18 protein-coding genes and 2 pseudogenes are annotated in these 26,711 nt (G+C 69.2%); 11 read left to right on the top strand and 9 right to left on the bottom strand.

Features of this window, described 5'->3' with window-relative positions; genetic code table 11:
• Positions 1-160 precede the first annotated feature (160 nt).
• A pseudogene (locus tag ACFYV1_RS01555) lies at positions 161-421 on the top strand (transposase); the annotation flags it as partial.
• Between the two features lie 30 nt (positions 422-451).
• Here ACFYV1_RS01555 and ACFYV1_RS01560 read toward each other — a convergent pair.
• The 4 genes and pseudogenes from ACFYV1_RS01560 to ACFYV1_RS01575 form a co-directional block, all read right to left on the bottom strand.
• Positions 452-887, bottom strand: a pseudogene (locus ACFYV1_RS01560) (helix-turn-helix domain-containing protein); the annotation flags it as partial.
• A 348-nt stretch (positions 888-1,235) separates the two neighbouring features.
• Positions 1,236-1,442, bottom strand: coding sequence for a DUF397 domain-containing protein (locus tag ACFYV1_RS01565; RefSeq protein ID WP_389393310.1), 207 nt, complete (start codon positions 1,440-1,442; stop codon positions 1,236-1,238).
• Complete coding sequence (locus tag ACFYV1_RS01570) at positions 1,439-2,269, bottom strand: Scr1 family TA system antitoxin-like transcriptional regulator (protein ID WP_389393311.1); 831 nt, start codon at positions 2,267-2,269, stop codon at positions 1,439-1,441. The genes ACFYV1_RS01565 and ACFYV1_RS01570 overlap by 4 nt, the downstream gene beginning before the upstream one ends.
• Before the next feature lie 170 nt (positions 2,270-2,439).
• On the bottom strand, positions 2,440-6,279 hold the full coding sequence (locus ACFYV1_RS01575; RefSeq protein WP_389393312.1) for a GH92 family glycosyl hydrolase: 3,840 nt from the start codon (positions 6,277-6,279) through the stop codon (positions 2,440-2,442).
• A gap of 507 nt (positions 6,280-6,786) precedes the next feature.
• On the opposite strand from ACFYV1_RS01575, the gene ngcE reads away from it, so the two are divergent.
• The 9 genes from ngcE (at position 6,787) to ACFYV1_RS01620 (ending at position 19,276) form a co-directional block, all read left to right on the top strand.
• Entirely contained in the window at positions 6,787-8,235 is a 1,449-nt protein-coding gene (gene ngcE / locus ACFYV1_RS01580; RefSeq protein ID WP_389393313.1) for an N-acetylglucosamine/diacetylchitobiose ABC transporter substrate-binding protein, read from the top strand.
• 49 nt (positions 8,236-8,284) lie between these two features.
• Positions 8,285-9,226: a carbohydrate ABC transporter permease gene (locus tag ACFYV1_RS01585; protein WP_389393314.1), complete on the top strand. Its 942-nt coding sequence runs from the start codon at positions 8,285-8,287 to the stop codon at positions 9,224-9,226.
• Between the two features lies 1 nt (position 9,227).
• A complete protein-coding gene (locus ACFYV1_RS01590; RefSeq protein ID WP_389393315.1) occupies positions 9,228-10,154 on the top strand; it encodes a carbohydrate ABC transporter permease in 927 nt (308 codons plus the stop codon).
• A 415-nt stretch (positions 10,155-10,569) separates the two neighbouring features.
• Complete coding sequence (locus ACFYV1_RS01595; protein ID WP_389393316.1) at positions 10,570-11,778, top strand: ROK family protein; 1,209 nt, start codon at positions 10,570-10,572, stop codon at positions 11,776-11,778.
• Between the two features lie 134 nt (positions 11,779-11,912).
• Complete coding sequence (locus ACFYV1_RS01600) at positions 11,913-13,013, top strand: substrate-binding domain-containing protein (RefSeq protein ID WP_389394541.1); 1,101 nt, start codon at positions 11,913-11,915, stop codon at positions 13,011-13,013.
• A 332-nt stretch (positions 13,014-13,345) separates the two neighbouring features.
• Entirely contained in the window at positions 13,346-14,134 is a 789-nt protein-coding gene (locus tag ACFYV1_RS01605) for an ATP-binding cassette domain-containing protein (protein WP_389393317.1), read from the top strand.
• The gene (locus ACFYV1_RS01610; protein WP_389393318.1) at positions 14,131-15,426 is read left to right on the top strand and encodes a sugar ABC transporter permease; all 1,296 of its coding nucleotides are present in this window, start codon (positions 14,131-14,133) and stop codon (positions 15,424-15,426) included. Before ACFYV1_RS01605 ends, ACFYV1_RS01610 begins: the two co-directional genes overlap by 4 nt.
• A gap of 231 nt (positions 15,427-15,657) precedes the next feature.
• A complete protein-coding gene (dxs, locus tag ACFYV1_RS01615) occupies positions 15,658-17,565 on the top strand; it encodes a 1-deoxy-D-xylulose-5-phosphate synthase (RefSeq protein WP_389394542.1) in 1,908 nt (635 codons plus the stop codon).
• 196 nt (positions 17,566-17,761) lie between these two features.
• On the top strand, positions 17,762-19,276 hold the full coding sequence (locus ACFYV1_RS01620; protein WP_389393319.1) for an amino acid permease: 1,515 nt from the start codon (positions 17,762-17,764) through the stop codon (positions 19,274-19,276).
• Positions 19,277-19,288: 12 nt separating this feature from the next.
• On the opposite strand, the gene ACFYV1_RS01625 is transcribed toward ACFYV1_RS01620, so the two are convergent.
• Positions 19,289-19,681 carry an NTP pyrophosphohydrolase gene (locus ACFYV1_RS01625; RefSeq protein ID WP_389393320.1) on the bottom strand — a complete coding sequence of 131 codons (393 nt, stop codon included), beginning with the start codon at positions 19,679-19,681 and terminating at the stop codon, positions 19,289-19,291.
• A gap of 127 nt (positions 19,682-19,808) precedes the next feature.
• Here ACFYV1_RS01625 and ACFYV1_RS01630 point away from each other — a divergent pair, with 127 nt between their 5' ends.
• Positions 19,809-20,876 carry a hypothetical protein gene (locus ACFYV1_RS01630; protein WP_389393321.1) on the top strand — a complete coding sequence of 356 codons (1,068 nt, stop codon included), beginning with the start codon at positions 19,809-19,811 and terminating at the stop codon, positions 20,874-20,876.
• An 85-nt stretch (positions 20,877-20,961) separates the two neighbouring features.
• On the opposite strand, the gene ACFYV1_RS01635 is transcribed toward ACFYV1_RS01630, so the two are convergent.
• From ACFYV1_RS01635 to ACFYV1_RS01650, 4 genes are all read right to left on the bottom strand, one after another.
• Positions 20,962-21,534 carry a GNAT family N-acetyltransferase gene (locus ACFYV1_RS01635; RefSeq protein WP_389393322.1) on the bottom strand — a complete coding sequence of 191 codons (573 nt, stop codon included), beginning with the start codon at positions 21,532-21,534 and terminating at the stop codon, positions 20,962-20,964.
• A 276-nt stretch (positions 21,535-21,810) separates the two neighbouring features.
• Positions 21,811-23,940, bottom strand: coding sequence for a 3-hydroxyacyl-CoA dehydrogenase NAD-binding domain-containing protein (locus ACFYV1_RS01640; protein WP_389393323.1), 2,130 nt, complete (start codon positions 23,938-23,940; stop codon positions 21,811-21,813).
• Positions 23,937-25,163 (bottom strand): thiolase family protein, encoded by a 1,227-nt coding sequence (locus tag ACFYV1_RS01645; RefSeq protein ID WP_389393324.1) that lies wholly within the window; start codon positions 25,161-25,163, stop codon positions 23,937-23,939. Before ACFYV1_RS01645 ends, ACFYV1_RS01640 begins: the two co-directional genes overlap by 4 nt.
• Before the next feature lie 236 nt (positions 25,164-25,399).
• Positions 25,400-26,686: an HRDC domain-containing protein gene (locus tag ACFYV1_RS01650; RefSeq protein ID WP_389393325.1), complete on the bottom strand. Its 1,287-nt coding sequence runs from the start codon at positions 26,684-26,686 to the stop codon at positions 25,400-25,402.
• Between the last annotated feature and the right edge of the window lie 25 nt (positions 26,687-26,711).

The raw sequence follows: 26,711 nt of genomic DNA on the forward strand, positions 1-26,711 counted from the left end.
TTGGCGTTTAACCTCGCCGGTTCACTCGACCCGCTGATCTCGTGTTCTTCGAGGGACAGCAGGACGGCCGTTCTTCACGCTTCGAAGTGTCGAGCAACGTCGCGTGAAGGAACGGCCGCTGGTGAAGAGTCTCGCTCCTGCAGGTACCGCCGACGCCGCACTGGGCGTCCTGTCCCACTTTCGTGTCGAGTTCTACGACTGCCTTTACCGTCGCGCGGACGCACTTTTCGAGCTCACCGACGCGGTGCTGTGCGCGGACGGGCCGGTGAAAACCCTGGTCGAGCTCTCCTTGGCGGTCGAGCACAGGCGCGGGCACGGCGCGCTGTACGCAGCCCTGGACCGGGGCTGGCTGGAGCCGACACGGTTGCGCCGCGCGCTGGCCGGCCTGCCGCTCCCGAAGGCGGCCGACGGACGGATCGTGAACCGTTCCGGATTTGATCGAGACTTGTTTCCTGCCGGGCTCGGCGTTCAGCGTGCCACTGCGCGGTCGAGGCCCGGTAGTCCAGCTTGTAGGTCCCAGTAGAGGCATTGCGCCGCAGCTCACGGGAGACCGTCGACGGCGCCCGTCCGAGCCTTCGGGCGATCTCGCGGACGCCGGCGCCCTGGGCATGCCAGACGGCGATGTCTTCCCGTTCAGGAAACGACAGGTAGCGCCCGGACACCTCATCAGGAAGACACGGATTCACGCCACCAGCGTGCCGGAACCAGCGGAATCCCACCGGCCCGGACACCCCGGCAGCACTGCATGCATCCTCGGTCTTGGCACCCCGAGCGATCGCCGTCCAGAACCTGACCCTGTCCCCACGCCAGGCCACCGACGGCCTGCCCGGCGACGGCATCAACCCCCGATACGCACGAACCCGCTTGTGCCGCTCCACAGAGCCCATCGCTCCACCTCTCGATCAAGGTGTTGCGACGATCAGTTGGATCCGTCCAGTACGCGTCGAAGGAGTTCGCAGAGGTGTGCCGCAGGCTCGGCGTGACCCTCTCACGGCCGATGATTCGCGCGGAGGGGAATCGGCCGGGCAGGGGCTCGCGGAAAGTGGCCGTCCGCCAGGTATCTGGTACGGCGATGGCGCTCGCAGCGGCGAGCGGGCGTGGTCCAGTGCGTGCTGCCGAACCTCATCCGCGGATGGACATCACCGCGGCGGACGGGCCGGCGCAAGGCCAAGGGGCCGTACTCCCGGCAAGGGAGTGCGGCCCCTTCGGCGCGGCCGGCGGCCGGGTGCGGAGCGTCAGAGCTCGTCGTGCCGGACGGCGGTGACGAAGGCGTCCCAGCCCGCCCGGCGGAAGAACAGGGCGGGCCCGTCGGGCACCTTGCTGTCCCGCACCGGCAGCACACCGGGGAACCCGTCCGCGACCTCGACGCAGCTGCCGCCGGTTCCGTCACTGTAGGACGACTTCCGCCAGACCGCCTGGCTCAGATCCTGTGTGGGGCTCATGGGTTCTCGTAGTCCTTCGCCATCGATGCGAGCAACTCCAGGGTCGCCGCCGGTGACAGGGCGGCGGCCCTGGCGAGATCGTATGCCCGTGCGCTGTGCTCGACCAGGGCCGGATCCTCGATCAGCTGTCCGCTGCCCGCACCCTCGGTGTAGACGACGGCGGGGGAGTCGGCGAAGGTCATGACGGAGAGCATGCTTGCGATGAATGCTTCGGCCATGGCGGAGAAGGGAAGCACCTGGACCACCATCCGCTCCCGCCGGGCCAGTTCAGCCAGATGCAGGAGCTGGCGGCGCGTCACCTCGGGGCCGCCCATCGGCGCCCGCAGCACCGCCTCGTGCAGGATGGCCCAGAGCACGGGCGTGTCGGAGCCGTCCAGGATGCGCTGCCGGTCCATCCGCGCGCGGACCAGAGCCTCCACATGCTCCTGGGGAGCGAACGGGTTCGCGGTGCGGGTGATGGCCCGGGCGTACTCCTCCGTCTGCAGCAGGCCCGGCACCAGGACGGGGGCGTACTCGCAGATGGTTCCGGCGAGGCGCTCCAACTCCGCCGCGTCCGCGAAGTAGTCCGCCACGTTCGTTTTCCTGGCGAGGCGGCACAGCCGTTGGAGGTGCTCCCCGCTGCCCAGCAACTGGTCGAACATCTGGGAGAGTTCCAGCTGCGGTCTGCGCGACGCCGCCTCGAACTGCCCGACGTACGAGCCCGAGCAGAAGGCCCGCTCCCCGAGCTGCTCCTGGGACAGCTCGGCGCGCTCGCGCAGCCGGCGCAGCTCCGCGCCGTAGAAGGCCCGCGGGTTGTGGTAGGGATCCAGTTCCTTCGGTCGGGACATGGGAGCGAGCGTAGCCAGCCGGTGGCGCGGCGTACGCGTCCCGGGGAAAGCCGACCCGAGTGGGTGACACCGGGCTCTGCCGACGAGCAGGGGGACCGCACTCCTCGGAAGGAGTGCGGTCCCCGGTCGCCCGGAATCGCTGCGGCCGGGACCGCCGTTGGACGCCGTCGTCAGCCGATCAGCTCGACCTCCGCGAGTGTCGCCTCGCCGGTGGCGACCAGCCGGTAGTGCTCGTAGGAACCCGGTTCGTCGATGCTGAAGACGCGGGTCTGCTTGTCCCAGTCGAAGGATTCGCCGGACCGTTTGTCGAGGTCCGTCCACGACGTGCCGTCGGCGGAGCCCTGGAGCACCCAGCCGGACGGGGCCTTGGCCTTGCCTGCGGACGTCAGCGTGTACTGCACGGCCCTGGTCGCCGATGCGACCGGCAGCTTCACCGAGGTGAAGGTGGCCGAGGTGCCCGAGGTGTTGTCGAACAGCGGGCCGCCCGCGGGAAGCACGTCGCGGCGCGGCGCGGGCTTCTCGTCGTCCCGGGTGATCGAGACGGGGGCGGCGTTCTTGCCGGTGCCCCAGGTGGACGGCTCCGGGCCCATGTCGAACTGCAGCGTGCCGCCCTCGGCGAGCATGTCGTGCGGCAGGGCGGTGGAGTTCCACTGCTTGCCGTTGACCTTCAGGCCCTGCACGTAGATGTTCTTCGCGCTGTTCTTCGGGGCCTTGACCACGAGCTCGCGGCCGTTCTCCAGGTGCACGGTCGCCTTGGTGAACAGGGGTGAGCCGACGGTGTACTCGCCGCTGCCCATGACCAGCGGGTAGAAGCCGAGCGCGGAGAAGAGGTACCAGGCCGACTGCTCGCCGTTGTCCTCGTCGCCGTGGTAGCCCTGCCCGATCTCGCTGCCGGTGTACAGGCGGGAGAGGACCTCGCGGACCTTCTCCTGTGTCTTCCACGGCTGCGACGCCGCGTTGTACATGTACGTCGCGTGGTGGGCGACCTGGTTGGAGTGGCCGTACATGCCCATCCGGACGTCACGCGCCTCGGTCATCTCGTGGATGACGGAGCCGTACGAGCCGACGAACTCGGGCGACGCCGTCTCCGGTGTGGCGAAGTAGGTGTCCAGCTTCTCGCCGAGCCCGGCGCGGCCGCCGTAGAGGTTGGCGAGGCCGCGGCTGTCCTGCGGGGCGGTGAAGGCGTAGCCCCAGCCGTTGGTCTCGGTGTAGTCGTAGCCCCACACCCGCGGGTCGTACTTGTCGGACGGCACCCGCCAGTCGCCCTTGAGGCTGCGGCCCTGGAAGAAGCCGGCCTTCGAGTCGAAGAGGCTGACGTAGCCCTGGGCCCGGTTGCGGAAGTACTCGGACTCCTCCTTGAAGCGGGCGTTCTTCGTCTTCTCGTAGAGCGCCTGGCCCATCTCGGCGAGGCCGTAGTCGTTGAGGTAGCCCTCCAGCGACCAGGACAGGCCCTCGTGGGTGGAGGTGGAGGCGTAGCCGAGGAACGGCGAGGTCTCCATGCCCTTGCGGCCGACGCCGGAGGACGGCGGCACGACGGTCGCGTTCTTCAGGGCCGCCTCGTACGCCGCCTCGGCGTCGAAGTCGACGCCCTTGACGTACGCGTCGGCGAAGGCCACGTCCGAGCTGGTGCCGGTCATCAGGTCCGCGTAGCCGGGGGAGGACCAGCGGGAGATCCAGCCGCCGTCCTTGTACTGCTGGACGAAGCCGTCGACCAGCTCGCCCGCCTTCTTCGGGGTGAGGAAGGAGTACGCGGGCCAGGTCGTGCGGTACGTGTCCCAGAAGCCGTTGTTGACGTACACCTTGCCGTCGACGATCTTCGCGCCGGTGCGGGTCGGGGTGTCCGGGCCGGTCATCGGCGAGAACGGGCTGGCGTACTGGTACTTGGGCTGCCGCTTGCTGCCGGTGTTCTCGAAGCCCGAGTTCGGGTAGAGGTAGAGCCGGTAGAGGCTGGAGTAGAGGGTGACCAGCTGGTCGCGGGTGGCGCCCTCGACCTCGACCTTGCCCAGGATGTCGTCCCAGGCGCCCTGCGCCTTGCCCCGTACCTTCTCGAAACGGGTGCCGGCCGGGATCTCGTCGGCGAGGTTCTTCTTCGCCTGGTCCACACTGATCAGCGAGGTCGCGATCCGCAGGTTGACCGTCCGGTCGTCGCCGGCGTCGAAGCGGAGCCGCCCGGTGACACCCTCGGAGGCCGAGTCGGTCACCGGCGCGTCGAAGACGCCGTACACGAACAGCCGTGTGGCGCCCGTGGACAGGCCGCTCTTGACGTCGGAGAATCCGGTGAAGGAGCTGGTCGCCGGGTCGAGGGTGAGGCCGCCCTCCTGGGTGACGTTGTCGAAGATGACGCTCGCGTCGTCACCCGGGTAGGTGAAGCGCATCATCGCCGCGTGGTCGGTCGGCGTCATCTCGGCCTTGAGGCCGTTCTCGAAGGTGACCCCGTAGTGATGGGGGCGGGCGGTCTCGTTCTCGTGGCGGAAGGGCAGGGCCCTGGCCGTCCGCGAGGTGTCCGGGGTGCCGGCGGCGGCGGACGGCATCACCTGGAAGGTCTGCCGGTCGCCCATCCAGGGGCTCGGCTCGTGGCTGGTGCTGAACGCCTGCACGGTGGGCAGGTTGTCCGCGTTGTTGCCGCGGGCGTACTCGTACAGCCAGCTCCGTGACCCGGCGTTGGTGACCGGCGTCCAGAAGTTGAAGCCGTGCGGGACGGCGGTGGCGGGGAAGGTGTTGCCCCGCGAGAACGAGCCGCTGGAGTTGGTGCCGCGGGTCGTCGAGGCGTAGTCCGACAGATGGTCGAGCCGCTTCTCGGGTGCCTTGGGCGCGATCGTCACGTCGTCGATCCAGCCCTGGAACTTGGCGGGCCCCTTGGGGGAGTCGTAGGCCACCAGGATCCGGTCGACTGTCCTGCCCGCGGCGACCGTGCCGATGCCGGAGGCGACGGCGTTCCACTGGTTGACGTACAGCCGCTTGGCGGCGCCCTGGCCCTGGGGGGTCAGCAGACCGCCGTGCGAGTCGGTGGCCGACAGGTCGCTCAGGTAGGTGCCGTCGGTGAAGGCGAGGTCCACGGACACGTTGGTCGCGGGGTAGTTCAGGTCCGTCTCGGCCATCGCGGGGAAGATCTTGTACGACAGTTCGGTGTCGCGCTCGACATCGATGTCGACGTCGAAGACCTTGTTGTACGAGTAGGCCCGGCCGTCCGGCGTGTGGGTGCCCGCGTACTTCAGGGCCCGCTTGCCGGTGAAGCCGGCGCCGGCCTTCGCGGTGGGGGAGCCGCTCGGGCCGCGGTCGATCTGGGTGCGCATGTCGTCGGGGACGGGCGCGTCGGTGTCACCGTTCGAGAACTGCACGTCCGCCAGCTGGGTGGCGTCGGACGCGCCGTTGTTCCTGGTGATCTCCAGGCGGTAGTGGGCGTAGGCCGTCACCTCGGAGGGGGCACCGATGTCGAACGTCCTGGTCTCGAAGCGCTTGGCGAAGGTCTCGCCGGAGCGGGTGTCGAGGACCGTCCAGTTCTCGCCGTCGGCGGAGCCCTTGAGCTTCCAGTCCTTGGGGTCGCGCGAGGCGAAGTCGTTGGCGGACGTCAGGGCGTACGTCGCGACCTTGACGGGCTCGTCGGTGTCGAACTCGATCCAGGCGGTCGGCTCGAATCCCAGCCATTTGCTGCTGGGCAGCAGGTCGACGAGATTCTCCTTGGTCTCGCCGCCGCCGGTGTTCTCGTCACTGGCACGCAGTTCGACGACCTTGTCGGTGACATTGCCGGGTATTCCGCCGGCGAAGCCACCGTCGACGCCCGATGAGCGCTTATTTCCGTCACTGCCCACTTCGACTGTGTTGCGCCAGTCGGGCTGGGTCTCGTCCGCTTCGAATGACGATCTGAATTCCCGCTCGGCCGACGGTGGTTGTCCGGGCTGTGCGGGGAGCGCGACGGCGGCGGAGGGGGCCGTCAACACGAGCATGGAAGCGGCCACCACAAGGGTGACCGGGTTGATTCGGCTGGGCCGGGGTCTGATTCTGGGCTGCATCCCGGATCTTCCTCCAGGGAAGTCGCGTTGGACAACGTTGTCAGGCGCGAGGCGCAGGCACCAGTAGGGAGGTAAGTGTCGTACGGTGTCAAGGGTGTTGACGAGGCGGCTTGGGCAGAATCGGCCGGTCCGCGAAGAATGCTGTGGCTGTAAGGGCGATTTCGGCGCTTCTCGGTCCGGGAGGTCTCAACTCGGGAAAGATGGCCGCCCAACCTTGCATTCGATCTTGCTCACCCGGCCGGAAGTGGACTATACCTGTCGGCGTCCGCATAGCTGTTTCACATGGCCGCGGACCAGGGGGGACAAGGACGGCGGACACGTGCGGAGCGCGCGACCGCCGACCGTGGAGACACCGTTCCCGCTGAAGCCGTGCACGACCCGAGCTTCACTGCGTTTCCCTAGGGGAAAATGCAGCAACTGACCGCGGTGGCGGGGCCCTTCGCCTGAGGCGAGAAGGACGGGCGACCGGTACACCGCCTGAGTCCTGGAGAAGGCGAGGACTTGAGCATGGGATCCACCTCCGCCCACAACAACGAGGGCGTCGGCCGTCGCGATCTGATCAAGCGTTCTGCTGCGCTCGGCCTGCTCACGATTCCGACGATGAGCTTCCTTTCCGCCTGCGCGAGTGGTGACGGCGGCACGGAGAACAAGGTCGAGAAGGGCGAGAAGACCGCCGAGAACCCGCTCGGGGTCAACGAGACGGCCCAGCTGGAGGTCGTCATCTTCGACGGCGGCTTCGGCACGCAGTACGCCAAGGACGCGGTCGCGGTCTTCGAGAAGAAGTACCCCAAGGCCCCCAAGGTCAAGTTCTCCGCCACGCAGAAGATCCAGTCCGTTCTGCAGCCGCGCTTCAACCAGGGCAGCCCGCCCGACCTGATCGACAACTCGGGTGCCGAGCAGATGGACATGGGTGTCCTGGTCGGCAAGAAGCAGCTCGCCGACCTCACTCCGCTGCTCGACGCCGCGTCGGTGGACGACCCGAACAAGAAGGTCCGCGACACGCTGCGCCCCGGCATCGTCGAGATGGGCCAGTTCGACGGCTCGCCCGTCTGGGTCTTCTACTACGCCTACACCGTCTACGGCGTGTGGTACTCCCAGAAGGCGCTGGACGGCCTCGACGCCGCGTACCCGGAGACCTGGGACGAGATGCTGGCCCTCTGCGCGAAGGCCAAGAAGAAGGGCATCGCGGGTTGGACGTACGCGGGCAAGCACCCGTACTACATCCCCTTCTCGCTCTACCCGATGATCGCCAAGGTCGGTGGCCGCGAGGTCCTCGACGCGATCGACAACCTCGAGCCGAACGCCTGGAAGCACCCGGCCGTCAAGACCTGCTTCGAGGCGTACTACGAGCTCTTCAAGAAGGGCTACGTCCTCCAGGGCACCCCGGGGCTGGACCACATCCAGTCCCAGACCGCATGGACCGAGGGCAAGGCGCTCTTCATCCCCAACGGTTCCTGGGTCGAGAACGAAGCCGCGAAGACCATGCCCAAGGACTTCGACCTCGCCGTCTCCGCGCCCAGCGGCATCGACGGCTCCGACAAGATGCCCTTCGGCACCATGTGGGCGTCCGGCGGAGAGCCGTTCATCGTCCCGGCCAACGCGAAGAACACGGCCGGCGGCATGGAGCAGCTGCGCATCATGCTCAGCGAGGCGTCGTCGAAGAACTTCACCTCCCAGGTCAAGTCGCTGACGGCCTTCAACGGAGGCACCGACGGCATCGAGCTGACACCCGGTCTCAAGTCCGGTGTCGCGGCGCTCGAGAAGGCCGGCGAGAACGTGGTCAACCCGCGCCTGCAGGACTGGTACGTCGCCCTGCAGAAGGAGAAGATCGGCGTGGGCGGGCTCGGCGAGATGATGGCGGGCCGTCTCACCCCGGCCGAGGCGATCAAGAAGATCCAGGACTTCGCCGACGAGGCCGCCAAGGACGACTCGATCAAGCACTACAAGCACCAGTGAGCGGACGTCACCAGCGGCGGCGGCGGCAGGAAGATCGGGGTCGGTAGGGATGCAGCACGGCAAGTACCGTTTCATCGTGGGGTTCCTGGCCGCACCCCTGGCGTTGTACGCGCTTTTCGTCATCTGGCCGTTCATCCAGTCCATCTACTACTCGTTCACGGACTGGACGGGACTCAGCCCCGAGTTCGAGATGGTCGGATTCGACAACTTCAGCAGGATGTTGAACGACGACGTCTTCTGGAAGTCGCTGCAACACAGCCTTACCTTCGCGCTGCTGCTGCCGCTGGTGACGCTCAGCCTGGCACTGTTCTTCGCCTTCATGCTCAATGTCGGCGGCCGGCGCCGGAAGGGCGCCAGGAACGCCGGAGCCATCACCGGAGTGCGCGGGTCGTCCTTCTACAAGATCGTGTACTTCTTCCCCCAGGTGCTCTCGATCGCGATCGTCGCGCTGCTCTTCCAGTTCGCGTACAACCCCAACAGCGGCGCGATCAACTCGGCGCTCAAGGCCGTGGGCCTGGACGACGTCCAGCCGGTCTGGCTGGGTGACCCCGATCTGGCCCTGTGGTGTGTGATGGCGGTCCTCATCTGGAGCACCGTCGGGTTCTTCGTGGTGCTCTTCTCCGCCGGAATGGCCTCCATCCCGAACGACTTCTACGAAGCCGCGCTGCTCGACGGCGCGAACCGCATCACGACCTTCTTCAAGATCACCCTGCCGCTGCTGTGGGACACCGTCCAGTCCGGCTGGGTGTACATGGGCATCCTCGCGCTCGGCGCGGAGTCCTTCGCCGTCGTCCAGATCATGACCGTCGGCCCGAACGGCGGCGGTCCCGACTACTCGACCATCGTGATGCCGCTGTACGTGTACCAGAAGGCCTTCCGTGACGGTCAGGCCGCCTACGCAACGACGATCGGTGTCGCCCTCCTCCTCGTCACGCTGCTGTTCGCGGCGATCGTGATGCGGCTGGGCCGGCGCGAGCGGCTGGAGTACTGACATGAAGACCACACAAACCCCTCCCGCGGCCGTGTCGGCGGGCGACGGCGGCGGCGCCGTGGCCAAGACGGACGGCGCGCCACCACCGCCCCGCAAGCGCGGCGAGGGCAAGGTGCTCAACGTCTTCTCGCACGGTGTCCTGGTCCTCTGGGCGTTCATGGTCGTCATGCCGCTGCTGTGGGCCGTGATGACGTCCTTCAAGGACGACAGGTCGATCTTCACCTCGCCGTGGGCGCTCCCCGACAAGCTGCACTTCGAGAACTGGTCGCGCGCCTGGACAGAGGCGCACATGAGCGACTACTTCCTGAACACCGTTCTGGTGGTCGGCGGCTCACTGACCGGCACACTGCTGCTGGGCTCGATGGCCGCCTATGTGCTGGCGCGTTTCGAGTTTCCCGGCAACCGCTTCATCTACTTCCTCTTCATCGGAGGGATGAGCTTCCCGATCATCCTGGCCCTGGTCCCGTTGTTCTACGTGCTGAACAACATGGCGCTGCTCAACACGATCCACGGCCTGATCCTGGTCTACATCGCGTACTCGCTGCCGTTCACGGTCTTCTTCCTGACCGCCTTCTTCCGGACCCTGCCCACCTCCGTGGCGGAAGCGGCGTTCGTGGACGGCGCCTCGCACACCAGGACGTTCTTCCAGGTGATGCTGCCGATGGCGAAGCCGGGGCTGATCAGCGTCGGCATCTTCAACTTCCTGGGCCAGTGGAACCAGTACATGCTGCCGACGGTGCTGAACACTGACGAGAGCAAGAAGGTCCTGTCCCAGGGACTGGTCCAGCTGGCGGTGAGCCAGGGCTACAAGGGTGACTGGTCCGGGCTCTTCGCCGGCCTGGTGATGGCGATGCTTCCGGTCCTCGCGGCGTACATCATCTTCCAGCGGCAGGTGGTCGCCGGTCTCACCGCGGGGGCGCTCAAGTAGCGACACCCCCGCGCCGTCCCCCTCGTCCCCGCCCGTCCGCCGCGCACCAGCGCGGCGGACGGGCTTTTCGCGTGGCGGTTCACGGGCTGCGGCACCGCTCCGGCGTTCGCCGGGCCCCGGCAGCGTCATCGGGAGCCCCCGGTCCTGCTCCGGTCCCGCTCCGCTCCTATTCCGGTCCCACTCCACTCCGCTCCGGTTCCGGTCCCACTCCACTCCGGTTCCGGCCCGGTTCCGGTCCCGCTCCGCCAGGGCTCCGCGCTCATCGGAGTTTGGCTCCGCTCAAGGTCTTGACGGGATAAGCCCCAAAAGGTTGAACTCAGAGTTCACAAGTTGGAGAGATGCCGGGGTTGTCACATGCCGCCCCGGCCGGGGGCGGTCGTCGTGCCGCCCACCGGGGGCAGGAGTGGATGAGTCAATGGAGACTCCGGGATCGCAGACATCTCTGCACCGGGCCAATCTCGAGCGGGTCGTGCGCGCGGTGCGCATGGCCGGGTCGCTGACGCAGGCGGAGATCGCGAGGAGCACGGGCCTCTCCGCGGCCACCGTCTCCAACATCGTCCGTGAGCTGAAGGACGGCGGCACGGTCGAGGTGACTCCCACCTCGGCGGGCGGCCGCAGGGCCCGCAGCGTCTCACTGAGCGGCGACGCCGGCATCGTGATCGGCGTCGACTTCGGCCACACCCACCTGCGCGTCGCCGTCGGCAACCTCGCCCATCAGGTGCTCGCGGAGGAGGCGGAGCCGCTCGACGTCGACGCGTCCTCCGCCGAGGGCTTCGGACGGGCGGAGGCGCTGGTCAACCGGCTGATCGAGGCGACGGGGATCAGTATCGGCAAGGTCGTCGGAGTCGGCCTCGGCGTGCCGGGCCCCATCGACGTGGAGTCGGGCACGCTCGGGTCCACCGCGATCCTGCCGGGCTGGACCGGCATCAACCCCAGCGAGGAGCTCTCCGCCCGCCTGGGAGTGCCCGTGCACGTCGACAACGACGCCAACCTCGGCGCGCTCGGCGAGCTGGTCTGGGGCAGCGGCCGGGGCGTCAAGGACCTGGCCTACATCAAGGTCGCCAGCGGTGTCGGCGCTGGGCTCGTCATAGACGGCCAGATCTACCGCGGACCCGGCGGCACGGCCGGCGAGATCGGGCACATCACGCTCGACGAGTCGGGTCCGGTCTGCCGTTGCGGCAACCGCGGCTGCCTGGAGACGTTCGCGGCGGCGAGGTACGTGCTGCCGCTGCTCCAGCCGAGCCACGGGGCCGAACTGACCATGGAACGCGTCGTGCAGCTCGCCCGGGAGGGCGACCCCGGCTGCCGCCGTGTGGTGGCCGACGTGGGCCGCCACATCGGCAGCGGCGTGGCGAACCTCTGCAACCTCCTCAACCCCAGCCGGGTGGTGCTCGGAGGCGATCTGGCGGAGGCTGGAGAGCTGGTACTGGGGCCCATCCGCGAGTCGGTCTCCCGTTACGCCATCCCCAGTGCGGCGAGGCAGCTCTCGGTGGCTCCCGGAGCCCTGGGCGGGCGTGCCGAAGTGCTCGGCGCGCTGGCCCTCGTGCTCAGCGAGATGGGTGATTCAACGCTTTTGCAGGGATCTGACGCGGCGTCGCCTGTCGGGGCGCCCGCCTTCACTTAGATAACGAATGGCACCGTTGTCATCTCGTTAAGGATTTACTCCTTGACGCTGACGGCGGGGCCGAGTTGACTTCCAGCCACCTCGGCCGCAGCGACGCGGCCTCGTCAGGGAGGTTTCTCATCGTGAACGCACATCTGCGTCGTGCCGCTGTTGCTGTCGCTGCCTCTGCGATGGCCGTATCGCTGGCCGCCTGCGGCAAGGCCGGAGACTCGGGCGAGAGCTCGAGCGAGTCGACCCCCAAGAAGGGCGACGACATCACGATCGGCCTGCTCCTTCCGGAGAACCAGACCGCTCGTTACGAGAAGTTCGACAAGCCGCTCATCGAGAAGAAGATCAGCGAGCTCACGAACGGCAAGGCGAAGGTCGTCTACGCCAACGCCAAGCAGGACGCCACGCAGCAGTCCCAGCAGGTCGACACCATGATCACCAACAAGGTGGACGCCCTGATCCTGGACGCCGTGGACGCCAAGGCGATCGCCGGCAGCGTGAAGAGGGCCAAGGACGCCGGCATTCCGGTCGTCGCCTTCGACCGCCTCGCCGAGGGTCCGATCGACGCCTACACCTCGTTCGACAACGAAGAGGTCGGCAAGGTCCAGGGCAAGGCCCTCGTGGAGGCCCTCGGCGACAAGGCCAAGGACGGCCAGATCGTCATGATGAACGGCTCGGTCACCGACCCGAACGCCGCGCTGTTCAAGAAGGGTGCCCACTCCGAGCTCGACGGCAAGGTGAACGTCGGCAAGGAGTACGACACCAAGGAGTGGAAGCCGGAGAACGCCAACGCCAACATGGAGGCCGCGATCTCGGCCATTGGCAAGGACAAGATCATCGGCGTCTACTCCGCCAACGACGGCATGGCGGGCGGCATCATCACCGCCCTCAAGGCCGCCGGTGTCTCGCCCCTGCCGCCGGTCACCGGCCAGGACGCCGAGATCTCCGGTGTCCAGCGCATCGTCGCGGGCGAGCAGTTCATGAGCGTCTACAAGCCGTACGCGCCGGAGGCCGCCGCCGCCGCAGAGATGGCCGTGGCGCTCGCCAAGGGCGAGTCGATCGACGCGATCGCCAAGGAGAAGGTCGACAGCCCCACGACCCAGGGTGTTCCGTCGGTGCTGGTCCCGGTCGTCTCGCTGACCAAGGACAACATCAAGGACACCGTCGTCAAGGACGGCGTCTACACGGTCCAGGAGATCTGCACCCCGAAGTTCAAGGCCGCGTGCGACAAGCTCGGCCTGAAGTAGTGCCGTGACCGGCGCCAAGGCCGGTCCGAGCCCGTCGGAGCCACCGGTCCCACCGGAGCTCCGGCCCGCTCGCCGGGACGTGCGAGGCCCCGCCACGGGCCCCGCGGTCCCGCCGGGGATGTGCGAGGTCCCGCCGCCGGGGCGCTGACGCCCTTCCGGCGGCGGGCGTCCCGCAGAAACCTTCCGGTGCCCCGCCCCCAACCAGCCCCCGCCGGGGCGGGGCACCGGATGGAACACCCGCTCGTTGATTCGTATTTATCGCCCATACTGCTCAGCCTCCGCGCCGCCCACCCCGGCGGTGCGGCATCCCCGCCGGTCAGGCGGCGAAGGAGATGGTTCACGTGTCCGCTACGCCCGTGTTGGCGTTGCGCGGGGTCTCCAAGCGGTTCGGTGCCGTCCAGGCGCTCACCGACGTAGAGCTTGAGGTCCATGCCGGTGAGGTGGTCGCCCTGGTCGGCGACAACGGTGCCGGAAAGTCCACGCTGGTCAAGACGATCGCCGGCGTGCATCCCATCGACGAGGGCGCCCTCGAATGGGAGGGCAGGCGCGTATCGATCAACCGTCCGCACGACGCCCAGAACCTCGGCATCGCGACGGTCTACCAGGACCTCGCGCTCTGCGACAACATCGACGTCGTCGGCAACCTCTACCTCGGCCGGGAACTGCGCAAGCGCGGCGTCCTCGACGAGGTCGAGATGGAGCGCCGTGCCCTGGAGCTCCTCAAGACGCTGTCCATCCGGATTCCCAGCGTCCGTATCCCGATCGCCTCGCTCTCCGGCGGTCAGCGCCAGACCGTGGCCATCGCCCGTTCGATGCTCGGCGAGCCGAAGCTCGTCATCCTCGACGAGCCCACCGCCGCCCTCGGCGTCGAGCAGACCGCACAGGTGCTCGACCTCGTGGAGCGACTGCGGGAGCGCGGCCACGCCGTGATCCTCATCAGCCACAACATGGCCGACGTCAAGGCCGTCGCGGACAAGGTCGCCGTACTGCGGCTGGGCCGCAACAACGGCGTCTTCGACGTCAAGTCGACCTCGCAGGAAGAGATCATCTCCGCCATCACCGGTGCCACGGACAACGCCGTGACCCGCCGTGCGGCGCGCAACGCGGAGGTTCAGAAGTGAGCACCCAGAAGACCTCCACGCCCGACGCGCCCGACGCGCCCGTCGTCAACCCGGACGCGGCCCACGACGCGGTCACCGCGGTCGACCCCCGCCTCCTCGTGCGCGAGCAGGGGCTGAAGGGTTACTGGTCCGAGTTCAAGCGCAAGATGCACGCCGGAGACCTGGGCTCCATCCCGGTGATCATCGGCCTGATCGTCATCGCCGTCATCTTCCAGAGCATGAACTCCCAGTTCCTCTCCGCGAAGAACCTCACCGACATCTCCGTCACGATGGTCGGCACCGGCATGATGGCCGTCGGCATCATCTTCGTGCTGCTGCTCGGCGAGATCGACCTGTCCGTCGGCGCCGTCAGCGGTGTCTCCGGCGCACTCGTGGCCGTGCTGAGCGTCACCAACGGGATGAACGAATGGCTCGCCGTTCTCGTCGCCCTCGTCGGCGGCGCGCTCATCGGTGCCCTGCACGGCTTCTTCTTCGCCAGGATCGGCGCCCCGGCCTTCGCCGTCACGCTCGCGGGCCTGCTGTTCTGGCAGGGCTTCATGCTCCAGATGCTGGGTGACACCGGCACGATCAACCTGGACTCGGAGGGCGTGGTCGGCAAGATGACCACGTACTTCTTCTCCGACGTGGCGGCCGCCTACGGTCTCGCCGCCGTCGCCGTGGCCGTGTTCTTCCTCTCGTCGTTCTTCGACAACCGCCGTCGCGAGGCGGCCGGCGTGCCGTCCCGGCCGCTGTCCGACACCGTGCTGCGCACGGTGCTGCTCGCCGCCGTCGCCTTCGGCGCCGCGGCCGTCTTCAACCAGTACCGCGGCCTGCCGCTCGCGCTGGTGCTCTTCCTGGCCGCGCTGGTGATCACGGACTTCGTGCTCCGCCGCACCGCCTACGGTCGCAAGATCTTCGCCCTCGGCGGCAGCGTCGAGGCGTCGCGGCGTGCCGGCATCAACGTCACCGCGGTGCGGATCTCCGTGTTCACCGTGGCGGGTCTGTTCGCGGCGGTCGGCGGTCTGTTCTGGGCCTCCAAGATCGCCGCGGCCAACCAGAGCGCCGGTACCGGTGAACTGCTGATGAACGTCATCGCCGCGGCCGTCATCGGCGGCACCAGCCTCTTCGGTGGCCGGGGCCGCACCTGGAACGCCCTGCTCGGCGCCCTGGTGATCGTCTCCATCCAGTACGGACTCGCCCTGGAGGGCATCAGGACCCCGGTGGTCTACATGATCACCGGTGGAGTTCTGCTGGCGACCGTGGTGATCGACTCGATCACCCGCAAGACGCAGAAGACCGCAGGTCGCGCGTAGCACGACCGGCCAGTGCCCGGCACCGTGCGACGGTGCCGGGCACTGCTGTGTCCAGGTCATGACCGTGACACAGAACGCACCGCCCGATGACCGCGCGCGTGCACGGAACATTAGACTCGGGCAATCGGCAACGCACGATCAGCTCGAAGGCAGCTCGAACGCAAGGAGGCACCGGTGACACAGCCGCGCGCAGCGCGTCCTGCAAGGGCGGTGGTGGGTGACGGGCGGGGACTGCTTTCCCGTATCAGCGGACCGCGTGACCTGGACCGGCTCGCCCCGGAGCAGTTGGAGCAGCTGGCCGCAGAGATCCGGACCTTCCTGGTGGACGCCGTCTCCAAGACCGGCGGACACCTCGGACCGAACCTCGGCGTGGTCGAGCTGACCATCGCCCTCCACCGGGTCTTCGACTCCCCGAAGGACAAGGTCCTCTGGGACACCGGGCACCAGAGCTATGTGCACAAGCTGCTGACCGGTCGCCAGGACTTCTCCAGGCTCAAGATGAAGGGCGGCCTCTCCGGCTACCCCTCGCAGGCCGAGTCCGAGCACGACGTCATCGAGAACTCGCACGCCTCCACCGTGCTCGGCTGGGCCGACGGCCTCGCCAAGGCGAACGAGGTGCTGAAGAAGGACGACCACGTCGTCGCGGTCATCGGCGACGGCGCACTCACCGGCGGTATGGCCTGGGAGGCGCTCAACAACATCGCCGCCGCCAAGGACCGCCCGCTGGTCATCGTGGTCAACGACAACGAGCGCTCCTACGCGCCGACGATCGGCGGCCTCGCCAACCATCTGGCCACCCTGCGCACCACCGACGGCTACGAGCGCTTCCTCGCCCGCGGCAAGGACCTCCTCGAGCGCACCCCCGTCGTCGGCAAGCCGCTGTACGGCACGCTGCACGGCGCCAAGAAGGGCCTCAAGGACTTCATCGCCCCGCAGGGCATGTTCGAGGACCTCGGCCTCAAGTACGTCGGCCCCATCGACGGCCACGACATCGAGGCGCTCGAGTCGGCGCTCGCCCGCGCCAAGCGCTTCGGCGGGCCCGTCATCGTGCACTGCCTCACCGAGAAGGGCCGCGGCTACCAGCCCGCCCTCCAGGACGAGGCGGACCGCTTCCACGCCGTCGGCAGGATCCACCCCGACACCGGTCTGCCGATCTCCACCTCGGGCCTCGACTGGACCTCCGTGTTCGGCGAGGAGATGGTCAAGCTCGGCAAGGAGCGCGAGGACATCGTCGCCATCACGGCCGCGATGCTCCAGCCCGTCGGCCTCGACAGGTTCGCCAAGGCCTTCCCCGACCGGGTCTACGACGTCGGCATCGCCGAGCAGCACGGCGCGGTGTCCGCGGCGGGTCTGGCCACCGGCGGCGTCCACCCCGTCTTCGCCGTCTACGCCACCTTCCTCAACCGGGCCTTCGACCAGGTCCTCATGGACGTCGCCCTGCACAGGTGCGGAGTGACCTTCGTGCTCGACCGGGCGGGCATCACCGGCACCGACGGGGCCTCGCACAACGGCATGTGGGACATGTCGATCCTCCAGGTCGTCCCCGGCCTGCGGATCGCCGCACCGCGTGACGCCGACCAGGTCCGTGCCCAGCTCCGCGAGGCCGTCGAGGTCGACGACGCGCCGACCGTGGTCCGCTTCTCCAAGGGCGCGGTCGGCCCGGCCGTGAAGGCCGTGGGCAAGGCCGGTGGCATGGATGTCCTGCGCCACGCCGAGGCCGAGCGTCCCGACGTGCTGCTGGTCTCCGTCGGCGCCCTGGCCCCCATGTGCCTGGAGATCGCCGGCCTGCTCGACGCCCAGGGCATCTCCACCACCGTCGTCGACCCGCGCTGGGTCAAGCCCGTCGACGAGGCGCTCGCGCCGCTCGCGGAGCAGCACCGCGTGGTGGTCACCGTCGAGGACAACAGCAGGGCCGGCGGCGTCGGCTCCGCGATCGCCCAGGCGCTCCGGGACGCCGGCGTGGACGTACCGCTGCGGGACTTCGGCATCCCGCCGCGCTTCCTCGACCACGCCTCCCGCAAGGAGGTCATGGCGGAGATCGGCCTGACCGCACCGGACATCGCCCGCCAGGTCACCGGACTGGTCTCCAAGCTCGACGGCCGTATCGACAGCGAAGCGGTGGAACCCGCCCGCGACTGATCCGCCGCGCCCGTGTGCACCGGTCCCGTGGACGAACGGGACCGATCGTGTGCACGACGTGCCGACCAGGGGCCGGAGGGACAACCTGTAAGGGTGGTCCCACCGGCCCATTCGGTTGAACTCCACCCGTCCGGCGCCGCTCGGACCGCCCACCGTTCCGATCATGGTCCGGGACGTCAAGCGTGGAGGTGCAGCGGTGAGTACAGAAACAGAGCCCCCGGTCGGCCGGGGCGGAATCCTCCGTACCAAATCGATCGAGCAGTCGATCAGGGACACGGAGGAACCGGAGCACGCGCTCAAGAAGTCCCTCTCCGCCACCGACCTCACGGTCTTCGGCGTGGGTGTCATCATCGGCACCGGAATCTTCGTCCTCACCGGCAAGGTCGCCAAGGAGACCGCGGGCCCCGCGACCGCACTCGCGTTCGTGGCCGCAGGCGTCGTCTGCGCGCTTGCCGCACTGTGCTACGCGGAATTCGCCTCGACGGTCCCGGTGGCCGGTTCGGCCTACACCTTCTCGTACGCCTCGCTCGGCGAGCTGCCCGCCTGGATCATCGGCTGGGACCTCGTGCTCGAGTTCGCGCTCGGCACCGCCGTCGTCGCCGTCGGCTGGTCCGGCTATGTGCGCTCCCTGATGGACAATGTGGGCTGGCACCTGCCCGTGTCGCTGCAGGGACCCGACGTACCCGACGGCAGTTTCGACCTCCTGGCGTTCCTGCTGATCCTTGCGCTGACCGCCATCCTCGTCGTGGGGATGAAACTGTCCGCACGGATCACGGCCGTCGTCGTGGCCATCAAGGTCGGCGTCGTACTGATCGTGATCGTCGCGGGCCTTTTCTTCGTCAAGGCCGCCAACTACGACCCCTTCATCCCCGAGAAGCAGGGGCAGATCGAGGGCAGCGGCTGGGACGCGCCGCTGGTCCAGCTGCTGTTCGGCTACGAGCCGACCAACTTCGGCGTCATGGGCATCTTCACCGCCGCCTCGGTCGTCTTCTTCGCCTTCATCGGCTTCGACGTGGTGGCCACCGCAGCCGAGGAGACCAAGCTGCCGCAGCGCGACATGCCGCGCGGCATCCTGGGATCGCTCCTCATCTGCACGGTGCTCTACGTCGCCGTGTCCCTCGTGGTGACCGGCATGCAGCACTACACCGAACTGTCGACCAGCGCACCGCTCGCCGACGCCTTCAAGGCCACCGGCCATCCACTCTTCGCGGGCATCATCAGCTTCGGCGCGGCGGTCGGCCTGACGACCGTGTGCATGATCCTGCTGCTGGGGCAGACCCGGGTGTTCTTCGCCATGAGCCGCGACGGCCTGCTGCCGCGGTTCTTCTCCAAGACCCACCCGCGGTTCCGCACCCCGTACCGACCCACCATCCTGCTCGGCGTGATCATCGCGATCGTCGCCGGCTTCACCAGCATCAACGAGCTGGCGACCCTGGTGAACATCGGCACGCTCTTCGCGTTCGTCGTCGTCGCCCTCGGCGTGATCATCCTGCGCCGCACCCGTCCCGACCTGCACCGCGCGTTCCGCACCCCGCTGGTGCCGTTGGTGCCCGTCCTGTCGGTGGCGGCCTCCGTGTGGCTGATGCTCAACCTGCCCGGCGAGACCTGGTTCCGTTTCGCCGTCTGGATGCTGCTCGGCTTCGTCGTGTACGCGCTCTACGGGCGCGCGCACAGCCGTCTCGGCCGGATGGGCCGCGACGCCGAGTCCTGATGCCGGGAAGGATCACCGGCCCGTCTCCGCGGGGCGCACGGCGCGCGGCCCCACGCACCGCGCGCCGTGCGCCTGCGCGCGTCGCCGGAGCTCCCGGTCGGCCGTGACGACGACACACGTCCGGCCGGCCGCGGCAGCCGCGATCTCGACGATCAGGTCGTCACCGCTCCCGGCCGCCGACTCCACCCGCACGCCCGGCACGGACCCGACGCCCCGGGCCGCGCCCTCGACCACGAGCACGATCTCCACGGGACCCGGATACCCCGCGATCCCGGCAGACGCAAGGGCGACGAGCCGGTCCCTGAGCCGCTCCGCCGCGCCGCGCCGGTCGCGCCACCATTGGTCGGGGACCGAGCCGACGACGTTGGCACCGTCGACGACCAGGATTACGGGAAGCGTGTCCATGACGTCAGGGTCGCAGGTACGGGGGACCCGCCTGGGCCCCGGTCACCCGTGCTGAAAGAATGAACGGAGGCTGAACAGCCCCCGACGCCCCTTCCGACGCACTGGACTTCCGATGGCAACTGCGCCTGTGACACCGCTTCGAGACCAAGACCGTGCCGAGGCGGCACGGCTCTCGGGCAACTGGCTGATCCGTGGCAGGGAAGGCCTGCTCACGGCCTACGCACCGGCCGACGGCGCGGTACTGCGCTGGACCGAGACACCCTCCGGCTGGGGCGGCGTGGAGCGGATCGACGTGCCCGGGCTGCTCCCTGTGCTGAGCGTCGCGCAGGGCGCCGACGGATACGTCCATCTGATCGGCCTGCGCCGGACCGACACCGGCACCGACAAGCAGCATGTGGAACTGGTGCACGCCGTGCAGTTCCAGACGGGCCGGCCGCTGCTCGGCTGGCGGTCGCTCGGACACTCCAACAAGACCGGGCCCTGGACCGGCGACCCGGCGACCGCCGTCGACGGCGAAGGCCGGCTCTGCGTGTTCACGCGCAACGGGGGCACGGGCGTGAGCCTGCGGATCCAGGGGGCCACCGGCGGGTGGGGCAACTGGCAGGACCTGGGCGACACCGGGACGACGCACCTGGCGGCCGCCACCGACGCCGACGGGCGCGTGGAGCTCTTCGTCCCGAACGGCAAGGCGATCCGCTGGTTCACCCAGGAGAAGCCGGGCGCCCCCTTCGCGCTGTCGGAGCGGCTGGAGACCAGGGCCGCCGCGCCCGGCGCCTTCTCCGCGACCGCCACCGCCTCCGGCACCGTGTCCCTGTTCTTCACGGACGAGGACGGCATGATCCAGGTCTGGTCACCGAGCCGGGAAGCGGCTCCCCGCCCGCTGATGAAGGCCGCGGGCGACGGCCCCCTGGCACTGTCCCGGCTGACGATCGAGGGCCACGACTGCACGGTCCTCGCCCAGGACGCGGCGCAGGGGCAGGTCTCCTTCGCCGCCTACCCCTCCGAGGACGAGTCGGCCGGAGGATGGTGGACCCACACGAAGACCGGCGCGGGCCGGACGCCGCTGGCCCTGCAGAAGCAGGGCGAGGACGGGCTGATCGCCATGGCTCTCTCGAGCTCCGGCGAACCGGTCGTCACCCGCCGGAAGACCGACGGCGACGGCCTCGCCCTCGGGAGCTGGAAGCCCTTGCGGTGAACCGCGGTGCCGGGGCCGGCGGGCCGCGGACGGACGGCGTCTCTGCCGTCGGACGCGGCGCCGGCCCCGGCACAGGGCCGGCCCGTCAACGCAGGTCGAGCCGCATGACGACCCGCGGATGGCCGGCCAGGACCGAGGTCGTGTCCGCGGCGTGGGTGAACCCCGCGCGCTCGAAGTTCTTGCGGATCCCGGCGTACGCCATCGTCATGTCGACCCTGGCGTCGCCGTTGTCGAGTGGGTACGCCTCGATCGCCGGCGCGCCGCCCGCGCGGGCGAACTCGACCGCACCCGCGATGAGAGCGTGCGAGATCCCCTTCTTCCGGTGACCGGGGCGTACGCGAATGCACCACAGCGACCACACCGGCAGGTCGTCGACATGCGGGATCTTCCGGTTGCGCGCGAAGGACGTGTCCGCGCGGGGCGCCACAGCGGCCCAGCCGACCGGCTCGCCGTCGTCGTGGGCGAGCACGCCCGGAGGGGGGCCGGTACGGCACAGCTCGGCCACGTACTCACCGCGCGCCGGGCCGCGAAGCTCGTTGTTGAGCCTGGAGGGGATCCGGTAGGTCAGGCACCAGCAGACGTTGGCCGAAGGCGACTTCGGGCCGAGCAGGGCGCGGACGTCGTCGAAGTCCGAAGCGGGGCGTACGTCGATGGGCATGGCACCACAATGCCACGGCGTACTCACGAAGCCGGTCGTGTCGGTGGCCCGGACGATCCCACGGCTCGGGCGGGACGCGCGTGCGAGAGACCACACGCGAAGGACCACACGCGAAGGACCACACGCGAAGGACCGCGTGCGAAGGACCACACGCGAAGGACCACACGCGAAGGACCACACGCGAAGGACCGCGTGCGAAAAGACCGCGCGCGAAAAGACACGGGCCGTACGGGACAACTCCCGTACGGCCCGTGTCGACGGTCCGAGGACCTCGCGTTACGCGGGGACGCTCGCCACGCCCTGCGCCAGGAACCGCTTGCCGTTCACGCGCTCCGAGACACCCTCACGGTCCAGGTACGGCGTGATGCCGCCCAGGTGGAAGGGCCAGCCGGCACCGGTGATCAGGCAGAGGTCGATGTCCTGTGCCTCGGCCACGACACCCTCTTCGAGCATCAGGCCGATCTCCTGCGCGACGGCGTCGAGGACGCGGTCACGGGTCTGCTCCTCCGTCAGGACGACATCGCCCTGCTCGAGGAGCGCGGCGACCTCGGGGTCCAGCTCCGGCTTGCCGGAGTCGTAGACGTAGAAGCCGCGCTTGCCGGCCTTGACGACCGCGGCCAGGTTCCCGGAGACCTTGAAGCGGTCCGGGAAGGCGCGGTTGAGGGTCTCGGAGACATGCAGACCGATGGCCGGGCCGACCAGCTCGAGCAGGACCAGCGGCGACATCGGCAGACCGAGGGGCTCGACGGCCTTCTCGGCGACGGCGACCGGGGTGCCCTCGTCGATGACGTTCTGGATCTCGCCCATGAAGCGGGTCAGGATGCGGTTCACGACGAACGCCGGGGCGTCCTTGGTGAGGACCGCGGTCTTCTTCAGCTTCTTCGCCACGCCGAACGCGGTGGCCAGCGACGCGTCGTCCGTCTGCTCGCCGCGGACGATCTCCAGCAGCGGCAGGATCGCGACCGGGTTGAAGAAGTGGAAGCCGACCACGCGCTCCGGGTGCTTCAGCTTGGAGGCCATCTCGGAGACCGACAGCGAGGAGGTGTTGGTGGCGAGGATCGCGTGCGCCGGGGCGACGGCCTCGACCTCCGCGAACACCTTCTGCTTGACGGACATCTCCTCGAACACGGCCTCGATGACGAAGTCCGCGTCCGCGAAGCCCTCGGCCTTGTCGAGCACACCGGTCACCAGGGCCTTGAGGCGGTTCGCCTTGTCCTGGTTGACGCGGCCCTTGCCGAGCAGCTTGTCGATCTCGGCGTGGACGTAGCCCACACCCTTGTCGACGCGCTCCTGGTCGATGTCGGTCAGCACGACCGGCACCTCGAGGCGGCGCAGGAACAGCAGCGCCAGCTGCGAGGCCATCAGACCGGCGCCGACGACGCCGACCTTGGTGACCGGGCGGGCCAGCGACTTGTCCGGCGCGCCGGCGGGGCGCTTGCCGCGCTTCTGCACCAGGTTGAAGGCGTAGATGCCGGAGCGCAGTTCGCCGCCCATGATGAGGTCGGCCAGCGCCTGGTCCTCGGCGTCGAAGCCCTTCTGCAGGTCGCCGTCCTTGGCGGCCTCGATGATGTCGAGGGCGCGGTAGGCGGCCGGCGCGGCGCCGTGCACCTTGGAGTCGGCGACGAAGCGGCCCTTGGCGACGGCCTGGTCCCAGGCCTCGCCGCGGTCGACCTCGGGGCGCTCGACGGCGATCTCGCCCTTGAGGACGGACGCCGTCCAGATCAGCGACTGCTCCAGGAAGTCGGCGCCCTCGAAGATCGCGTCGGCGATGCCGAGCTCGAAGACCTGCTTGCCCTTGAGCTGCTTGTTCTGGTTGAGCGAGTTCTCGATGACGACCGAGACCGCGCGCTCGGCGCCGATCAGGTTCGGCAGGATCGTGCAGCCGCCCCAGCCCGGGACGAGACCGAGGAAGACCTCGGGCAGCGAGAACGCCGGGATCGCCTGGGAGACGGTGCGGTACCGGCAGTGCAGACCGATCTCCACGCCGCCGCCCATGGCGGCGCCGTTGTAGTAGGCGAAGGTCGGCACGGCCAGGCCGGCCAGACGCTTGAAGACGTCGTGGCCGCCCTTGCCGATGGCCAGCGCGTCGGAGTGCTGCTTGAGCAGCTCCACGCCCTTGAGGTCGGCGCCGACCGCGAAGATGAACGGCTTGCCGGTGACACCGACACCGACGATGGCGCCCTCGGACGCCTCCTTCTCGACCTGGTCGATGGCGGCGTCGAGGTTCGCCAGCGACTGGGGGCCGATGGTGGTCGGCTTGGTGTGGTCCAGGCCGTTGTCCAGGGTGATGAGCGCGAAGCGCCCGGCGCCCGCGGGGAGGTCGAGGTGGCGTACGTGCGCGCTCGTGACGACCTCGTCGGGGAAGAGCTCGGCCGCGCCCTTCAACAGCTCAGCGGTGGTGCTCACTTGTCGCCTCCGGCGTCCTTGTGGTGCGGGTTCTCCCAGATGACCGTGGCGCCCATGCCGAAGCCGACGCACATGGTGGTCAGGCCGTAGCGGACCTCGGGCTGCTCCTCGAACTGGCGGGCCAGCTGCGTCATCAGACGCACACCGGAGGAGGCCAGCGGGTGGCCGTACGCGATGGCGCCGCCGTACTGGTTGACGCGCGGGTCGTCGTCGGCGATGCCGTAGTGGTCGAGGAACGCCAGGACCTGGACGGCGAAGGCCTCGTTGATCTCGAAGAGGTTGATGTCCTCGATCGACAGGCCGGCCTGGGCGAGGGCCTTCTCGGTCGACGGGATCGGGCCGTAGCCCATCACCTCCGGCTCGACGCCGGCGAAGGCGTACGAGACGAGGCGCATCTTGACCGGGAGGTTGTTCTCGCGGGCGAACTCCTCGGAGGCGATGATCGAGGCGGTGGCGCCGTCGTTCAGGCCCGCGGCGTTGCCGGCGGTGACACGGCCGTGGACGCGGAACGGCGTCTTCAGGCCCGCGAGGGACTCGAGCGTGGTGCCCGGGCGCATCGGCTCGTCGGCGGTGACCAGGCCCCAGCCGGTCTCGCCGGCCTCGGGGTTGGTGCGGCGCACGGAGACCGGCACGAGGTCCTGCTGGATCTTGCCGTCGGCGTACGCCTTGGCGGCCTTCTCCTGCGAGCGCACGGCGTACTCGTCGGTGCGCTGCTTGGTGATGTGCGGGTAGCGGTCGTGCAGGTTCTCCGCGGTCATGCCCATGAAGAGGGCGGACTCGTCGACCAGCTTCTCGCTGACGAAGCGCGGGTTCGGGTCGACGCCCTCACCCATGGGGTGGCGTCCCATGTGCTCGACACCGCCGGCGATGACGGCGTCGTACGCGCCGAAGGCGATGGAGCCGGCGACGCTCGTGACGGCCGTGAGCGCACCGGCGCACATGCGGTCGATCGAGTAGCCCGGCACGGACTGCGGCAGACCGGCGAGGATGCCGGCGGTGCGGCCGAGGGTCAGACCCTGGTCACCGATCTGCGTGGTCGCGGCGATGGCGACCTCGTCGATCTTCTTGGGGTCGAGGGCCGGGTTGCGGCGCAGCAGCTCCCGGATGGCCTTGACGACGAGATCGTCGGCACGGGTCTCGTGGTAGATGCCCTTCGGGCCCGCCTTGCCGAACGGGGTGCGGACGCCGTCGACGAAGACGACGTCCCTGACGGTACGAGGCACGATGGCTCTCCTCCAGGGTGCGGGGTTGCACTGCTGCGGCACGCACGGCTGAGCGTGCGCTTGCTTCCCTCATGCTACTTGCGGGTAACCGGGGTGCACAGCCCCGGGGGCGGGAGCGGTGAACGTCACACGGGCGCGGGTGGGTGAGGGGTGGCGCCCGTGGGCCGCCCGTGCGCCGGGCATGCGGACATGGCGCCCCGGCGCGGGGCGCCGCCGCGAAGGCGAACGACGCGCGGCTACTCCGCGTCCGCGGACAGTGCGCGCGTGAGCAGGGGCGCGACCTGTTCCACCTGCCACGGGCGGGCCGCCAGTTCTGTCAGCGCGTCCGCGACGGACGCCACCGTCACCTCGGACGGCGGCTCCCAGCAGACGCGCCGCACCGTGTCCGGCGTGATCAGGTTCTCCTGCGGCATGTTCAGCTCCTCCGCCAGTGCGGAGACCGCCGCGCGTGCCGCGGATAGCCGGGCAGCCGCGGCCGGGTCCTTGTCCGCCCAGGAACGCGGCGGCGGCGGGCCGTTCAGCGGCTGGCCGGGCTGCGGGAGCTCGGAGTCGGGGAGGGCCTTCGCACGGTCGACCGCGGCCTGCCACTGCTCGAGCTGGCGCCGACCGGTCCGGTGCCCGAATCCGGGCAGGGCGGCGAGCGCCTGCACGTTCGCCGGCAGGGCGAGCGCCGCCTCGATGATCGCGGTGTCGCCGAGCACCTTGCCGGGGGAGATGTCGCGCCGTTGGGCGACCCGGTCCCTGACCGTCCACATCTCCCGCACCACCGCCATCTGGCGGCGGCGGCGCACCTTGTGCATCCCGGACGTGCGACGCCACGGGTCCCGGCGCGGGGGCGGCGGCGGGGCGGACGCGATCGCGTCGAACTCCTGGTGGGCCCACTCGAGCTTGCCCTGGCGGTCGAGGTCCTTCTCCAGCGCGTCACGCAGGTCGACGAGCAGCTCCACGTCGAGCGCCGCGTACCGCAGCCAGGGTTCGGGCAGCGGACGGGTGGACCAGTCGACGGCGGAGTGGCCCTTCTCCAGGGCGTAGCCGAGGACGCCCTCGACCATCGCGCCGAGCCCGACCCTCGGGAATCCGCCGAGCCGGCCGGCCAGCTCGGTGTCGAAGAGGCGGCTGGGAACCATGCCTATTTCGCGCAGGCACGGCAGGTCCTGGGTGGCCGCGTGCAGGATCCACTCGGCGTCGGCGAGCGCGTCGCCGAGCGCCGACAGGTCGGGGCAGCCGACGGGGTCGATCAGCGCGGTGCCGGCGCCCTCGCGGCGCAGCTGCACGAGGTACGCGCGCTGGCCGTACCGGTAGCCGGAGGCGCGTTCGGCGTCGACGGCGACGGGGCCGGTGCCGGCCGCGAACGCGGCGATCACCGCGGCGAGGGCCTCCTCGTCGGCGACCACCGGTGGGATGCCCTCTCTTGGTTCCAGCAGCGGGATCGGCAGCCCTGCCGCAGGTACGTCGTCGTCCGAGGGGGCGCCCCCGGTGGTTGGCAGTACTGTCTCTGCTGCGGTCTCTTGGGCGTCGGTCACGTGTCAAGCGTATCTGTGAACGGAA

The sequence above is a fragment of the Streptomyces sp. NPDC003023 genome, from assembly GCF_042888225.1.
Taxonomy (GTDB): domain Bacteria; phylum Actinomycetota; class Actinomycetes; order Streptomycetales; family Streptomycetaceae; genus Streptomyces.